This window comes from Paenibacillus sp. PvP094 (genome assembly GCF_040546835.1).
GTDB classification, from domain to species: Bacteria; Bacillota; Bacilli; order Paenibacillales; family Paenibacillaceae; genus Paenibacillus; species Paenibacillus illinoisensis.
In genome coordinates this window covers 2,877,501-2,892,357 of the sequence record NZ_JBEPOM010000001.1, presented here as the reverse complement: position 1 = coordinate 2,892,357, position 14,857 = coordinate 2,877,501, and the positions used below count along the sequence as shown (strand labels likewise).

Genomic DNA, 14,857 nt, shown 5'->3' with positions numbered 1-14,857 from the left:
ACCCACAATCCCGACCGGATTATCAGACCTTAGGCCTTGCCAGTCGGGACGCGGGATTTTTGTTCTTACTTCAAGCATATACCCTTTATTATACCATTCTATGATGGCAATCCCACAGTGGGAATGTGTACACAAAATGTATATCTAAGGTGTTAAACTAGTTCCTTTTGCACCACGTCTGCGATCTGGGATACAAACTGCTCCAGTTCACCTTTATCTGGTCCTTCCGCCATAACACGAATCAGAGATTCTGTACCAGACGCACGAACAAGAACACGTCCATTATCACCAAGCTGTTGTTCTACAGTAGCAATAGCCTGCTCGATTGCAGCATTACCTTCGTATTTGCTCTTGTCTTCCACACGGACGTTGACCAGAACCTGTGGGTACTGAGTCATTAGTGATTTCAGATCACTCAGCTTCTTGCCCGATGCCTTGAGGGTATCCACGAGTTGAATAGCTGTCAGCATGCCATCTCCGGTTGTATTGTAATCCAGGAAAATAACATGGCCGGACTGCTCACCACCCAGATTATACCCACCGCGGCGCATCTCCTCCATCACATAGCGGTCGCCCACAGCCGTTTTAGCTGTTTTCAGTGCAAGCTTTTCCGTCGCTTTATAAAATCCGATATTACTCATGACGGTGGATACCACTGTACTGTCTTTTAGCTTGCCCGCACGATTCATCGCATCACCACAGATGCACAGAATGAAGTCTCCATCGACCTCTGCGCCCGTTTCATCAATGGCAATCAGACGATCCGCATCTCCATCAAAAGCAAGACCCAGATCCGCTTTATGTTTAAGCACTTCTTGTTTCAGATGCTCCGGGTGTGTGGAACCACATTGCTCATTGATATTCAGGCCGTTGGGCTCAGCACCAATCGCAATGACTTCCGCCCCAAGCTCTGTAAACAGTTTAGGTGCCAGCTCATAAGCTGCTCCATTTGCACAATCGAGTACAATTTTAAGTCCAGAGAACGACTCGGTTACGGTTGTTTTCAGGTATTCGAGATAACTGTAGCGCGATTGCTCATCCACTGTTACAGTTCCCAATGCGCCTCCAACAGGACGTGGCAATTGATCCGTTTCAGCATCCATCAGTTCTTCGATCCGGTTCTCCGTCTCATCAGATAATTTGAAACCGTCCCCGCCAAAAAACTTAATTCCATTATCTTCTACCGGATTATGGGAAGCCGAAATCATGACTCCTGCGTCGGCTTTAAGCAAACGAGTAATATAGGCCACTCCCGGAGTGGATACAACGCCCAGACGGATGACATCTGCACCGATGGACAATAGACCTGCAACCAGCGCAGATTCCAGCATCAGTCCCGAGATCCGGGTATCCATCCCGATAACCACTTTGGGTCTCTCTACGCCGCCAGCAAGCACGTAACCGCCACATCGACCGATGCTGTAAGCCAGCTCCGCCGTTAATTCTTTATTGGCAACACCTCTTACACCGTCTGTACCAAAATATTTCCCCATGATCTAACTCCTTTTATTCGCATCATATAAGAGCATCAAATATTTATTTTATCAAATCAATCTGAACCATTACGGATTTGAGCCATTGGTGCCGCCGCTACCACTGCTGTTACCCGAGTTCCCTTTATTCGTTGCATTACCTTGCTGGGTTTGCTGCTCCTGATTATCCGTATTCGATTCTGTCGTTTCCCCTTTATCAGGCGCAGGATCCGTTTCTCCGTTCTCCACTTCTGCAGGCGAGGGCTCCGGTCCGGCATTGCCTTCATCCGTGGGCTCTTCACTTGGGGGAACTGTCGTATCCTCTGCTTTTTCACTGATCTTGACTGTAGCGCTCAATGGAGTAGAGGTACCATCCAGCTCAGCAAATCGGGGCAATTCAGCATCCAGCTTCACTTCATGTGTCCCGGCGGCAAGTCCCTGAAGATCTGCCGTCAGCTTGATATCCTCGCCGCTCAGACCTTCAAGCATACTCAGAGAACCCTTCAGTGTAAGATTTACACCGCCGCTCTTTGGCGTGACCAGTGCAGCTTCCAAACCGTTCCCCACACCCGTAATGGTTATGGGGACATTGGGAAAGACCTTTGTTGTCTCCTCTGTCTCATCATAAGGTGACACAGTAATCTTGATCTGAATCGAACTAGGCTCGATTTTCTCAAAACCCGGAGGCGGCGTCAAGTCCACGTTAACTGTCGATGTACCTGCCTCTTCAAATTGTGTCAGATCCAAGGTAACTTGGTCGTAGGCCTGTATACCCGCAAGCGCCTCATCCGTACCGTAAACCGAGACTTCTTTCACGTTTGGTTCCACACTGGACAGTACCAATCCCTCCGGCAGCTGTCCTGAATATTTGATTCTTAAGGGTACTGATTTATAGGGCTGATTAACCGGAATGCGAACTTCAACGGTCTGTGGCGTAATGACTGCATTCTCAAGTACTTTGCCTTCTGCATCATATGCCTGCAGTTTCACCCTTTTCTGCGTTACATCATCCTTTGCATCCTTCACACTCACACTGCCCTGTACCTTCGCTACAGCGTCCAACTGCCCTTCCGGCAGAGTCACCTTAACCGGGCCTGTTGGCTCAACGACAGGCGTTCCAAGGCTGTAACCAGCGGATGGATCTCCTTCGGGTACAATATTCACATTGAAGGATTTGGTGCCCAATTTTTCAACATTGACTGTAACCATGGAAGGCTCCATGCTGACCACCTCGACGCCAGAAGGCAGATCTGGAACGAGCGGCAGCGTATTGGAGCCATCTTTGACCTGGCTCAGGTCAACGAGTACCTTATAATCATCATTTGTAAATATGGAGGTTAACATGGAACGCTGTCCTTTGATCTCCAGTCGCACCTCATCCGTACTTAATGAAGTGAGCACATACGAGTTGCTGTCAAGGCCATAAGGCTGGACAGGTACGGTACGCTCTACCACCTTATTGGTTGTTCCAGTAGCAATCGTTGGAGTGGTAGGAACTTCATCCAGATGAATCATAAACCAGAGCAGCAAACTGACTGCAAGCGCAAGGACCTTGGCAAAGTTATTATTGTTGAACCATTTATCCATTACTTCGTTCCCCCCTTCCGTTTCCAGAAAGAAGTCCAGTTATTCATTTTGTTTAGATTGGATGTTGGACGAAGCTCTTCATATAACTTGGCAATCAGCGACTCTTCCTTAATGTCACGAACGACCTGTCCATTCATCGCCAGCGATACTTGTCCAGTCTCCTCCGAGACAACCAGACAGATCGCATCGGCTACCTCCGTAATACCAATTGCGGCACGGTGGCGTGTTCCAAGTTCCTTGCTAATAAACGGATTCTCGGATAAAGGCAAATAACATGCCGCTGCAGAGATCTGTTTGCCTTGGATAATAACAGCCCCGTCATGGAGCGGTGTATTTGGAATAAAGATATTGATCATCAGCTCCGAGCTAACCAACGATTGCATCTGAATCCCGGATTCCGTGTAATCGTTCAGGCCCGTTTCCCGTTCGAAGACAACAAGCGCACCAATTTTACGACGAGACAAATAATTCACAGACTTAATAATCTCGCCAATTAACACCGTTAATTCTTCATCGCTGGCTGCTGTGGAGCGTCCGAACAATTTACCACGTCCCAGTTGCTCCAAACCACGGCGCAGTTCCGGTTGAAATATAATAAAGACGGCTACCACACCAAATGTAAACATCTGGTTCATGAGCCATTTGAGCGTATACAGGTTTAGCCACGTGCTTAGTGCCCAGATCACCACAAGGAACAGAATACCCTTAAGCAGCTGCACAGCACGTGTACCCCGTACAAGCAAAATCAGTTTGTACATAATATAGGTAACAATCAATATATCGATAACGTCCTTAATGGACTCTTTCCACGTTAAGTCAGCAAAATAGTTCATAAGCTAGCCCCCGCTATCCCCATTGATGAGTAAACCCTGATCTCATATTAACCCATTAGGATTTTATATAATCCCTGGTCTTAGCTTTTGCACATCCGACACAGACAAGCTTCCGGCCGTATAAGTTGGAGGGGAAGAGTGTTCCCCCGTACAACAATGTATAGACGAATATAACCATTTCATTCTATATCTTGCCGCTTGGAAGACGGTCTTTGGATAGATGCAAAATGCTTATCTATATGTAGTAGTATGTTCTCTTTAGTATCTAGGTTATAACGATAACGTTCAGGTTGCAAGTTACGGCAGTCACAAACTGCGCAGAAACAACACAAATACCATAAATTACAATGTCGCCAATAAAAAAAGAGTACCCCATGCAAACTGGAGGTACCCTGCTTGGTATATACCATTGAAGAATTCACCCTGTGCTAGCGGTAAGCCACTTCATTCACCATATTGGTTATCTTTGTACCAGAACCAGTCCAGCGCCTGATCAATGCTTTTCACCTGACCGGAAATATGCGCCGTCGAAGCTTGATACAGTTGTCCGTCGATCACCGTCAGATTGCCATCTACATCACCATATACCTGGGCGGTACCATTCTCTATCGTAAGATCGCCCGCAATTGACTTGCCTTGAGGAACAATTACCGTGTTTCCTTCAATGACGATCTGGTCCAGATTATTCCCCTTAACGACCATTTCGTTATTCTGATCCCAGAAGCTCCAAGCGCTAAAGAGCATCACGACCAAAAAGAAGGCTGCCGCCGTCAGCGCGGGATGTCCTTTGACCCATTTGAGCCATACCTGTTGTCTCTTGGGCTGGGGCAGAGCATTCATAATACGATTGGTCAGCTCATCCGAGGCAGACGGTGAATAATGTTTCATGGCAAAGAGCAGCATTTCCGTCTGTTCCAACTCTTTAAAGCGCATGCGACACTCCGGACAGGTAACAAGGTGACCTTTCAGTTCTACCTTCTGGGCCGGGGACAACGACTCATCCAAACATTCATGCATTAAAGAGACGGCCGAGTTGCAATCCATATGAGAGCCAATCCTTTCTTAGATCACTTAGTCCATGCATCTTCAAATACCACGCATAAGACTTGCATACATTACATACGCATCCGTTTCAGATATGTTTCAAATAATTTCGCCTAAAAAAATTGAAATCGATTTACAGCTTATATTCCAGTTTTTTACGCAAAAAGTCACGGCCCCTGTGCACACGTGTTTTGATCGTTGTTACGGGCATGCCTGTGACATCACTGATTTCCTGCAGCGACAAGTCCTGTAAATATCTCAAAATCATGACGGACTTATACTTGGCCGGCAGACTGTCAATAGCCTCACGAATGAGGGTCTGTGTTTCTGACAATAGCGCTTCGCTCTCTGGTGTACGATCATCACTCGGAAGCATGGCATAACCATCGGATCCTTCCTGATCGTTCAACTCGGCATCCAAAGAGTAAGATGGTTTCTTCCTCCGTAAACGGTCGATACACAAGTTGGTTGCAATCCGGTAAATCCAGGTTGAAAACTTCTGGTTCGGATCATATTTCTCCATGTTGCGAAACACACGCAAAAACGTCTCCTGTACAACGTCTTCAGCTTCATGACGATTGTTCAGCATCCGGTATGCCAAATGAAATAACTTGTCCTTGTATAGTTCTACGATTTCTGCAAAGGCCCGCTGATCACCCTTTAGGACCAGCTTAACCAGCCTGTTCTCCAAATTGTCCACCTTTATTCCCCCAGACATGCTGATGGGTCTTCCGCCTTCTGATACCCGTCCACACTTGTAATTCACCAATCAAATCGTAAATCAACTTTGGTCAAAAATCAAGACTGTGCCGGAAAATATCCACCAAAAACAGTAAAAACGGGAACTCCTACAGGAGTCCCGTTTCATCCCTCACTCAAGACCGAGGAGAGAGCCGTTCATTTTATTATCTAACTTCATTAAATGTTTACTACATTAATCATTTAGATCAGCTTTTGCATCAGCCTGTATTGCGGAGTCCTGCAGCAATACCGTTAATGGTCAGCAGCACTTCACGCAGCAACTCGGTATCATCTTCCCCACGCTCACGCATGTCTCTCAGCTCGCTAAGCAGCTGCACCTGCATATAGGACAATGGATCAACGTAAGGATTACGCAAACGAATAGATTCCTGAATTACCGGTACATCATCCAAAATTTCTGCTTCTCCGGTAATTTTCAGAATCAGCTCTTTTGTCAGCTTGAATTCAGACTCAATCTGACCATAGATACGATCACGCGCTTCCTTGTTGGAGGCCATCGCAGAATATTCTTTGGCAATTACAAGATCTGCCTTGGCAATAGCCATCTGTACCGTATCAATAAGTGTACGGAAGAATGGGAAGTTGGCATACATGTTTTTGAGAACAGCCAAATTTTCCTCTTTGTTCTGATAATAGCTTTGCAATCCTGTTCCAGCTGCATACCATGCAGGGAGAAGATAGCGGCTCTGAGTCCAGGCAAATACCCATGGGATTGCTCTCAGGTCTTCAAATTTATCACTGTTTTTCCGTTTGGATGGTCTTGAACCAATGTTGAGCTCTCCGACCTCAGGCAGCGGTGTTGATTCCTTGAAGAAGTTGAAGAAATCCGGATCACGGAAGATCAAGTCTTGATACTTCGTGAGGGATACCTCGGAAATGTCCTTAATGATGCTATCCCAGTGTTGTTCAGAGACTGATTCTTGCGGCTCCATTCCGTTCAGTGCAGCCGTGAGCAATGCCGATGTCGCTTGTTCAAGACTGCGGTAAGCAATACCTTGAAGGGAATAGCGGGATGAGATGACTTCGCCCTGCTCGGTAATCTTGATTCCCCCACCAATGGTATGAGGTGGTTGTGCAAGAATACTGCGGTTAAGCGGCATGCCTCCACGTCCCAATGCACCGCCACGACCATGGAAGAACTTCAGCTTGACGCCATGCTTATTACCTACAGCGGTAATGGCGTTCATGGCTACCCGAAGCTCCCAGTTAGCCGTTACCACTCCGCCATCCTTGTTGCTGTCTGAATAACCAAGCATGATTTCATGCAGTTCATTCCGGGCAGCTACACTTGCGCGATATACCGGAAGATTGAAGAGCTTTTGCATGATGTCAGAAGCTGCATGAAGGTCATCGATAGTTTCAAACAGCGGCACAGCCTGAAGTGTCGAAATAATCTCTCCACCCTGCCCTTTACGGAACAATCCTACTTCCTTGGCAAATACCATGACTTCCAGCAGATCACTTGCTCCCTGCGTCATACTGATCAGGTAACTTGTAATACATCCTGTACCAAACTCGCTCTGTGCACGTTTGATTGTACGGAATACATCAAGACATTCTTTCGTTCCCTCACTGTACTGGTGATATGGAGAAGTCAATGGACGTGGATCCTCGAGCAGGCGAGCCAGCAAATCAATTTTACCGTCCTCCGTCAGACGCGCATAATCTTCAACAATGTTCATCTTGGCCAAAATTTCGGCCATCGCATTCTCATGTTCCTGACTATGCTGACGTACATCCAGCGCAGCGGTGTGGAATCCGAAAAGCTCCACTTGGCGAATCATTTTGCGAACCGTCGTATCCGCTACATAATCTGCAAAATGATGGCGCAGGCTGCGGTCAATAACCATCAGATCATCGATCAATTCCTGAGCACTGTCATAACGGTCCGGCTGTCCGACTTTATTTTCATCAAGTACATTATTCATTTTGGCAATCATGTATGCCAGTTTGATCCGATAAGGTTCTTTCTCATTGCGCCAAATGTCTACTTTTTTCAAAGTGACACAGCTGCGGTCTTGCTCAATGGATTGAGCCAGTTCATCCGACACGTGGATGATGTTCGTACTGAAGCTGAGATGCCCCATGAGCTCAATCATAATCCGCTGATATTCACGCAAAGCGAGCTTTCGCTGCATTAACAGCGTCTGCCACGTTACATCTGAAGTTACCGAAGGATTTCCGTCCCGGTCTCCACCGATCCAGGAACCGAAGCGCAAATACGTCGGCACATGCCAGTCGTGGTCAGGATAAAATTTATTCAGACAGCGTTCAAGCTCCTGATATACATCCGGAAGTACGTGGAACAACGTTTCGTGAAAATAATACATCCCGTTCCGTACTTCATCGAGTACAGTCGGTTTGCGGTCGCGAAGTTCATCTGTTTGCCAGAGTGTAATAACTTCGTTCAGCAGCTTTTCCCGCAATTGTTCACGTTCACGCAACGTCAGCGTAGGATTATCAAGCAGCATGACATCTTCAGATATCCGTTTGTGGATATCCAGAATAACCCGGCGCATAGCCTCGGTTGGGTGAGCTGTCATAACCAGTTCCAGCGACAATTCGTCCAGAATCTGCTCTACTTCGGTATGAGACAATCCGCGTTCCTTCAGATCCTGTACGGCCTTCTCGATCGAACCAGGCTGTACTGCATCCCCTGCAGATCGTTCATAATCCCGTTTACGCCGGATCCGATGGTTTTGTTCAGCAATATTAACTAATTGAAAATAAATTGCAAAAGCTCGAATGACCTGGTGACGATTTTCAGAATCTAATTCCTGGATCATCGTTTTGAACTCTGTATACAGTTCAGGCAAAAATTCTGCACGCAACGATTTGCTCGTTTCCCGAATTTTCTCAACGATATCGAGAAGCTCCGTGCCCCCTTGATGGACAAGAACTTCTCCGAGTATATTGCCCAGGAACCGCACGTCTCGCCGGAGCAGGTTGTTAGATTGGCTTTTGCTGGCGGTTACCATAGTTTCAGTCATGCTTATCCTCCCATCTGATCGTTCACATTCGTACACGTAAATTTGACACCTTCATAACATCATACAATAAAATGGTACGAAAATCTTTATTTTTCTATTAGTAAAAAAGGGGATTATCCCCGATTTTCCGCACAAAAACGCACTTTATTATTCATTTTCTTAATTTGCTTCATTTAATGAGCAAAAGCTTGTCGCATGATACCTTTTTCACATGCTATATATAAACAAATGCCTTATACATATTCGTTGTAATTTATAAATATACAGCAGCGTTAAATTTACTCAAACAGAAGAGTACAATATCATTTCCATGATTTTAGCAGTTCAATCTCCAGGCAAAAACATGACCGGCAAAGCAAGCTTTTGTATACTTTACCACAGTGATGTAATAAATTAAAGTATCAATTTAAAAATTATTATCATTTGCTACCTCCCCTTATGGAAACGACAAGTTAGAGGCTATAAGCGAAGATGATTTGTGATGTAACCAAGCCAGAATTGATGCCAGATTATGTGCTTCAATGCGTTTCAATGATCAAAATAGTTTCTTTAAGCTGTTTTAAATGATTCTTCATTAAAGTTCATTCAGGTTTCCAAAGGTTTGAGGGTAAATCGAATTCTTGGCTAACTAATATTAGTGGCTTTTTTATGTAGCATGACTCTTATGCCAGAGGGATATTTTAACGTAAGAACAATTACATAATTTCATTTAGTAAAAGGCAGATTAGATATAGTTCAAACAAAAAGGAGGCGACATCTGATGAAGAAAAAGGTATCTACACTTATTGCTTCTACACTTCTAGTGGCAGCATTGGCTGGTCCTGCCGCGGCGAATGGTTCTGCAACCCAAGGTATGGATCAAAACCGTGGTACACAAATGAACAGCACAAACTACAACACGGGTGACTACCGTACGAACAATGTTCGTGCAAATGCTGCAACTGACCGAGACAATGATATGGACTGGGGCTGGCTCGGTTTGCTCGGACTTCTTGGCTTAGCAGGTATGCGTAGAAAAGTTTCTGACCGTCACGAACGTTAATAGCTATCCGAAGGTCCCTAAACGCAACTAAAGTGTTTAGAAGCCCTTTAAGGCTGTCTCGTTGGATGTATTAAGTGATGCACAGAGCATAGCACAAGAAGTCAAGACCTTCTACACATGGAGGCCTTGGCTTCTTTTTACGTTTTTTTATATATTTCCCTAAACGTTGCTGTATAGAAAAAAACAGCCTCTACATCATGTAGAGACTGCTCTTAAAATCATATAAGCGGGTGATGGGAATCGAACCCACGCTATTAGCTTGGAAGGCTAAAGTTCTACCATTGAACTACACCCGCGTAATCATAAAATCGGGATGACACGATTTGAACATGCGACCCCCTGGTCCCAAACCAGGTGCTCTACCAAGCTGAGCTACATCCCGATATTGATGAAATAATAATGGCGCGCCCTGAGAGATTCGAACTCCCGGCCTTTTGATTCGTAGTCAAACGCTCTATCCAGCTGAGCTAAGGGCGCAAAATAATTGGAGCGGACGACGGGAATCGAACCCGCGACCCTCGCCTTGGCAAGGCGATGCTCTACCGCTGAGCCACGTCCGCTTATAAAGGATGCGCGTGGAGGGACTTGAACCCCCACGTCAAAGACGCTAGATCCTAAGTCTAGTGCGTCTGCCAATTCCGCCACACGCGCATATAACAAGTGAGCCATGAAGGGCTCGAACCTTCGACACCCTGATTAAAAGTCAGGTGCTCTACCAACTGAGCTAATGGCTCTTAATAAATGGCTGGGGATATAGGATTTGAACCTATGCATGACGGAGTCAAAGTCCGTTGCCTTACCGCTTGGCTAATCCCCAATAATCAAGATGGTGGAGGCTGAGGGGCTCGAACCCCCGACCCTCTGCTTGTAAGGCAGATGCTCTCCCAGCTGAGCTAAGCCTCCATCCTATGACCCGTAGGGGATTCGAACCCCTGTTACCTCCGTGAAAGGGAGGTGTCTTAACCCCTTGACCAACGGGCCTCATTTCCAAAGCTCTCAACCGGGATCGAACCGGTGACCTCATCCTTACCATGGATGCACTCTACCTACTGAGCTATGAGAGCAAATGGCTCCCCGAACAGGACTCGAACCTGTGACAACTCGATTAACAGTCGAGTGCTCTACCAACTGAGCTATCAGGGAATAATATGCATTTGCAGGGCAAATGCAATTCATCGTACAACGCTAACATGCAGAGCCTGTTTTCTATGTAAGATGAAAGAGTTCGCTTGGCAGCGTCCTACTCTCCCAGGACCCTTCGGTCCAAGTACCATCGGCGCTAGAGGGCTTAACGGTCGTGTTCGGGATGGGTACGTGTGGAACCCCTCCGCCATCGCCACCAAACGTGATTTGTCGAAGCATGTGCTTCTTAAAATCAAAAGTGGAACTGAAAATTATACACACATTGGAGTGTTGTACCGATTTTCATTTCAGAGATCATTCTCTGAAAACTAGATCCGAAACGAAACGTGCGATCAAAACCTGCAATTTGGATAAGCCCTCGACCGATTAGTACTGGTCAGCTCCATGCATTACTGCACTTCCACCCCCAGCCTATCTACCTCGTCGTCTTCAAGGGGTCTTACATACTGGGAAATCTCATCTTGAGGGGGGCTTCACGCTTAGATGCTTTCAGCGCTTATCCCGTCCGTACATAGCTACCCAGCGGTGCTCCTGGCGGAACAACTGGTACACCAGCGGTACGTCCATCCCGGTCCTCTCGTACTAAGGACAGCTCCTCTCAAATTTCCTACGCCCACGACAGATAGGGACCGAACTGTCTCACGACGTTCTGAACCCAGCTCGCGTACCGCTTTAATGGGCGAACAGCCCAACCCTTGGGACCTACTTCAGCCCCAGGATGCGATGAGCCGACATCGAGGTGCCAAACCTCCCCGTCGATGTGGACTCTTGGGGGAGATAAGCCTGTTATCCCCAGGGTAGCTTTTATCCGTTGAGCGATGGCCCTTCCATGCGGTACCACCGGATCACTAAGCCCGACTTTCGTCCCTGCTCGACTTGTAGGTCTCGCAGTCAAGCTCCCTTATGCCTTTGCACTCTTCGAATGATTTCCAACCATTCTGAGGGAACCTTTGGGCGCCTCCGTTACTCTTTAGGAGGCGACCGCCCCAGTCAAACTGCCCACCTGACACTGTCCCCGTACCCGCTAAGGGCACCAGGTTAGAACCTAGATACGATCAGGGTGGTATCCCAACGGTGCCTCCACACAAGCTGGCGCTCATGCTTCAAAGGCTCCCACCTATCCTGTACAGATCGTACCCAAATTCAATATCAAGCTGCAGTAAAGCTCCATGGGGTCTTTCCGTCTTGTCGCGGGTAACCTGCATCTTCACAGGTATTAAAATTTCACCGGATCTCTCGTTGAGACAGCGCCCAAGTCGTTACGCCATTCGTGCGGGTCAGAATTTACCTGACAAGGAATTTCGCTACCTTAGGACCGTTATAGTTACGGCCGCCGTTTACTGGGGCTTCGGTTCACAGCTTCGGATTGCTCCTAACCGCTCCCCTTAACCTTCCAGCACCGGGCAGGCGTCAGCCCGTATACTTCGCCTTACGGCTTCGCACAGACCTGTGTTTTTGCTAAACAGTCGCTTGGGCCTTTTCACTGCGGCCCCCTCGTGCTATTCACACTACCGGGGCACCCCTTCTCCCGAAGTTACGGGGTCATTTTGCCGAGTTCCTTAACGAGAGTTCTTCCGCGCGCCTTAGAATTCTCTTCTCGCCTACCTGTGTCGGTTTGCGGTACGGGCACCTTCATCTGGCTAGAGGCTTTTCTTGGCAGTGTGAGATCATGACCTTCGCTACTGTAATTTTCACTCCCCATCACAGCTCAGCCTTACGGTTAGCGGATTTGCCTACTAACCAGCCTTACTGCTTGGACAGGCATCCATCAGCCTGCGTCACTACCCTACTGCGTCCCCCCATCGCTCGTAACGATTTACGGTGGTACAGGAATTTCGACCTGTTGTCCTTCGACTACGCCTTTCGGCCTCGCCTTAGGTCCCGACTTACCCTGAGCGGACGAGCCTTCCTCAGGAACCCTTAGGCTTTCGGCGGATCAGATTCTCACTGATCTTTTCGTTACTCATACCGGCATTCTCACTTGTATAATGTCCAGCGCTCCTTACGGTACACCTTCAACCCTTATACAACGCTCCCCTACCCCTGATGCAAAGCATCAAGCCATAGCTTCGGTGGTGTGTTTAGCCCCGTTACATTTTCGGCGCAGAGTCACTCGACCAGTGAGCTATTACGCACTCTTTCAATGGTGGCTGCTTCTAAGCCAACATCCTGGTTGTCTGTGCAACTCCACATCCTTTCCCACTTAACACACACTTGGGGACCTTAGCTGATGGTCTGGGCTGTTTCCCTTTTGACAATGGATCTTAGCACTCACTGTCTGACTCCCGGAAGTAAGTCTATGGCATTCGGAGTTTGACTGAGCTTGGTAACCCTTGCGGGCCCCGCACCCAATCAGTGCTCTACCTCCACGACTCTGTTTTCCGAGGCTAGCCCTAAAGCTATTTCGGGGAGAACCAGCTATCTCCGAGTTCGATTGGAATTTCTCCGCTACCCCCACCTCATCCCCGCACTTTTCAACGTGCGGTGGGTTCGGGCCTCCAGTGCGTGTTACCGCACCTTCACCCTGGACAGGGGTAGATCACCCGGTTTCGGGTCTACGTCCACGTACTATGTCGCCCTATTCAGACTCGCTTTCGCTGCGGCTCCGGCTCTTCACCTTAACCTTGCACGGGAACGTAACTCGCCGGTTCATTCTACAAAAGGCACGCCATCACCCCTAAAATGGGCTCTGACTTCTTGTAAGCACACGGTTTCAGGTTCTATTTCACTCCCCTTCCGGGGTGCTTTTCACCTTTCCCTCACGGTACTGCTTCACTATCGGTCGCTAGGAAGTATTTAGCCTTGGCAGATGGTCCTGCCGGATTCATACGGGGTTTCACGTGCCCCGCACTACTCGGGATCCGTCTCGGAGGGAACAGGCTTTCAATTACAGGGCTTTTACCTTCTTTGGCGGGCCTTTCCAGACCTCTTCATTTAACCGGTTCCTTTGTAACTCCATGTGAGACGTCCCACAACCCCAGAGAGCAAGCTCTCTGGTTTGGGCTGTTCCGCGTTCGCTCGCCGCTACTGACGGAATCACTATTGTTTTCTCTTCCTCAAGGTACTTAGATGTTTCAGTTCCCCTGGTATGCCTCTACATAACCTATGTATTCAGTTATGAGTAACTGGATATTACCCCAGCTGGGTTTCCCCATTCGGACATCCCCGGATCAAAGCTTGCTTACAGCTCCCCGAGGCAGTATCGTTGTTCGCCACGTCCTTCATCGGCTCCTAGCGCCTAGGCATCCTCCGTGTGCTCTTAGTAGCTTAACCAATTCGCTCGTGTTCGAGCTGTCTCTTCCCTTGGTTTGCTTGCGCAAATCCAAAAGTCGTTCCATTCGATCACTCGCTCATACAGTATCACTAATATTTGAAACTTGTTTTAACACAAGTTCAGCTAAAAGGAATGTTCTAATTCGCAATTTTCGTTTCGATATCTAGTTTTCAAAGAACAAGTTTGAAATCTTGTTGGTGGAGCCAAGCGGGATCGAACCGCTGACCTCCTGCTTGCAAGGCAGGCGCTCTCCCAGCTGAGCTATGGCCCCATATCAAATTATGAAAGTGTAAATGGTGGGCCCTGGTGGACTCGAACCACCGACCTCACCCTTATCAGAGGTGCGCTCTAACCAACTGAGCTAAGGGCCCGTATATTAATATTGAAACCCAATAGGGTTTACGCTTGGCGGCGTTCTACTCTCCCAGGACCCTGCGGTCCAAGTACCATCGACGCTGAAGGGCTTAACGGTCGTGTTCGGGATGGGAACGTGTGGAACCCCTTCGCTATCGCCACCAAACGTTTGAGAGTTTGAGCTCTCAAAACTGAGCAACGAGTGAGTAAGTTTGCAGCTAAACTGCTTATTTGAATGTTTCCGCTACGGGAAACGATTCTCCATAGAAAGGAGGTGATCCAGCCGCACCTTCCGATACGGCTACCTTGTTACGACTTCACCCCAATCATCTATCCCACCTTCGGCGGCTGGCTCC

General features: G+C 47.7%; 7 protein-coding genes, 13 tRNA genes and 4 rRNA genes (1 of these 24 running past the window's edge). 1 reads left to right on the top strand and 23 read right to left on the bottom strand.

The genetic code is table 11. The features are described from left to right. Positions 1 to 152 precede the first annotated feature (152 nt). From glmM to ppc, 6 genes are all read right to left on the bottom strand, one after another. The gene (gene glmM / locus ABIC22_RS13310; RefSeq protein WP_336783898.1) at positions 153 to 1,493 is read right to left on the bottom strand and encodes a phosphoglucosamine mutase; all 1,341 of its coding nucleotides are present in this window, start codon (positions 1,491 to 1,493) and stop codon (positions 153 to 155) included. A 69-nt stretch (positions 1,494 to 1,562) separates the two neighbouring features. Beyond that, positions 1,563 to 3,059 carry a CdaR family protein gene (locus ABIC22_RS13305; RefSeq protein ID WP_354481333.1) on the bottom strand — a complete coding sequence of 499 codons (1,497 nt, stop codon included), beginning with the start codon at positions 3,057 to 3,059 and terminating at the stop codon, positions 1,563 to 1,565. After that, a complete protein-coding gene (gene cdaA / locus ABIC22_RS13300; protein ID WP_354481331.1) occupies positions 3,059 to 3,892 on the bottom strand; it encodes a diadenylate cyclase CdaA in 834 nt (277 codons plus the stop codon). The genes ABIC22_RS13305 and cdaA overlap by 1 nt, the downstream gene beginning before the upstream one ends. 444 nt (positions 3,893 to 4,336) lie before the next feature. Then, positions 4,337 to 4,936, bottom strand: coding sequence for a zf-HC2 domain-containing protein (locus ABIC22_RS13295; protein WP_354481328.1), 600 nt, complete (start codon positions 4,934 to 4,936; stop codon positions 4,337 to 4,339). Positions 4,937 to 5,069: 133 nt separating this feature from the next. Continuing rightward, complete coding sequence (gene sigW, locus ABIC22_RS13290) at positions 5,070 to 5,636, bottom strand: RNA polymerase sigma factor SigW (RefSeq protein ID WP_017692117.1); 567 nt, start codon at positions 5,634 to 5,636, stop codon at positions 5,070 to 5,072. A gap of 259 nt (positions 5,637 to 5,895) precedes the next feature. Continuing rightward, positions 5,896 to 8,688, bottom strand: coding sequence for a phosphoenolpyruvate carboxylase (gene ppc / locus ABIC22_RS13285; RefSeq protein WP_354481325.1), 2,793 nt, complete (start codon positions 8,686 to 8,688; stop codon positions 5,896 to 5,898). Between the two features lie 760 nt (positions 8,689 to 9,448). Here ppc and ABIC22_RS13280 point away from each other — a divergent pair. Further along, entirely contained in the window at positions 9,449 to 9,730 is a 282-nt protein-coding gene (locus ABIC22_RS13280; protein WP_095361674.1) for a WGxxGxxG family protein, read from the top strand. 225 nt (positions 9,731 to 9,955) lie between these two features. Here the strand turns inward: ABIC22_RS13280 and ABIC22_RS13275 are convergent. The 17 genes from ABIC22_RS13275 to ABIC22_RS13195 all read right to left on the bottom strand — a co-directional run. Next, positions 9,956 to 10,026: transfer RNA gene (locus ABIC22_RS13275), tRNA-Gly, on the bottom strand. A 12-nt stretch (positions 10,027 to 10,038) separates the two neighbouring features. After that, positions 10,039 to 10,112: transfer RNA gene (locus ABIC22_RS13270), tRNA-Pro, on the bottom strand. Between the two features lie 18 nt (positions 10,113 to 10,130). Beyond that, positions 10,131 to 10,207, bottom strand: a tRNA-Arg gene (locus ABIC22_RS13265). 8 nt (positions 10,208 to 10,215) lie between these two features. After that, positions 10,216 to 10,290, bottom strand: a tRNA-Gly gene (locus tag ABIC22_RS13260). Between the two features lie 10 nt (positions 10,291 to 10,300). Then, a tRNA-Leu gene (locus ABIC22_RS13255) sits at positions 10,301 to 10,381 on the bottom strand. A gap of 10 nt (positions 10,382 to 10,391) precedes the next feature. Next, positions 10,392 to 10,464 (bottom strand) — tRNA-Lys (locus ABIC22_RS13250). Positions 10,465 to 10,472: 8 nt separating this feature from the next. Next, positions 10,473 to 10,547, bottom strand: a tRNA-Gln gene (locus ABIC22_RS13245). A gap of 10 nt (positions 10,548 to 10,557) precedes the next feature. After that, positions 10,558 to 10,633: transfer RNA gene (locus tag ABIC22_RS13240), tRNA-Val, on the bottom strand. A 6-nt stretch (positions 10,634 to 10,639) separates the two neighbouring features. Then, positions 10,640 to 10,711: transfer RNA gene (locus tag ABIC22_RS13235), tRNA-Glu, on the bottom strand. Positions 10,712 to 10,721: 10 nt separating this feature from the next. Then, positions 10,722 to 10,794: transfer RNA gene (locus ABIC22_RS13230), tRNA-Thr, on the bottom strand. Positions 10,795 to 10,797: 3 nt separating this feature from the next. Continuing rightward, positions 10,798 to 10,873, bottom strand: a tRNA-Asn gene (locus ABIC22_RS13225). An 84-nt stretch (positions 10,874 to 10,957) separates the two neighbouring features. After that, a 5S ribosomal RNA gene (rrf, locus tag ABIC22_RS13220) occupies positions 10,958 to 11,074 on the bottom strand. 145 nt (positions 11,075 to 11,219) lie between these two features. Further along, positions 11,220 to 14,146, bottom strand: a 23S ribosomal RNA gene (locus tag ABIC22_RS13215). A gap of 196 nt (positions 14,147 to 14,342) precedes the next feature. Next, positions 14,343 to 14,418, bottom strand: a tRNA-Ala gene (locus ABIC22_RS13210). A 23-nt stretch (positions 14,419 to 14,441) separates the two neighbouring features. Then, a tRNA-Ile gene (locus tag ABIC22_RS13205) sits at positions 14,442 to 14,518 on the bottom strand. Positions 14,519 to 14,550: 32 nt separating this feature from the next. Further along, positions 14,551 to 14,667 (bottom strand): 5S ribosomal RNA (gene rrf / locus ABIC22_RS13200). A gap of 101 nt (positions 14,668 to 14,768) precedes the next feature. Further along, positions 14,769 to 14,857, bottom strand: a 16S ribosomal RNA gene (locus tag ABIC22_RS13195); it runs 1,463 nt beyond the window's last position. Together the 16S, 23S and 5S rRNA genes with 13 tRNA genes alongside form the textbook arrangement of a ribosomal RNA operon.

Bases quoted from the DNA above. Each gene is read 5' to 3' on its own strand.
- glmM (WP_336783898.1), bottom strand. From the start codon at position 1,493: ATGGGGAAATATTTTGGTACAGACGGTGTAAGAGGTGTTGCCAATAAA.
- ABIC22_RS13305 (WP_354481333.1), bottom strand. From the start codon at position 3,059: ATGGATAAATGGTTCAACAATAATAACTTTGCCAAGGTCCTTGCGCTT.
- cdaA (WP_354481331.1), bottom strand. From the start codon at position 3,892: ATGAACTATTTTGCTGACTTAACGTGGAAAGAGTCCATTAAGGACGTT.
- ABIC22_RS13295 (WP_354481328.1), bottom strand. From the start codon at position 4,936: ATGGATTGCAACTCGGCCGTCTCTTTAATGCATGAATGTTTGGATGAG.
- ppc (WP_354481325.1), bottom strand. From the start codon at position 8,688: ATGACTGAAACTATGGTAACCGCCAGCAAAAGCCAATCTAACAACCTG.
- ABIC22_RS13280 (WP_095361674.1), top strand. From the start codon at position 9,449: ATGAAGAAAAAGGTATCTACACTTATTGCTTCTACACTTCTAGTGGCA.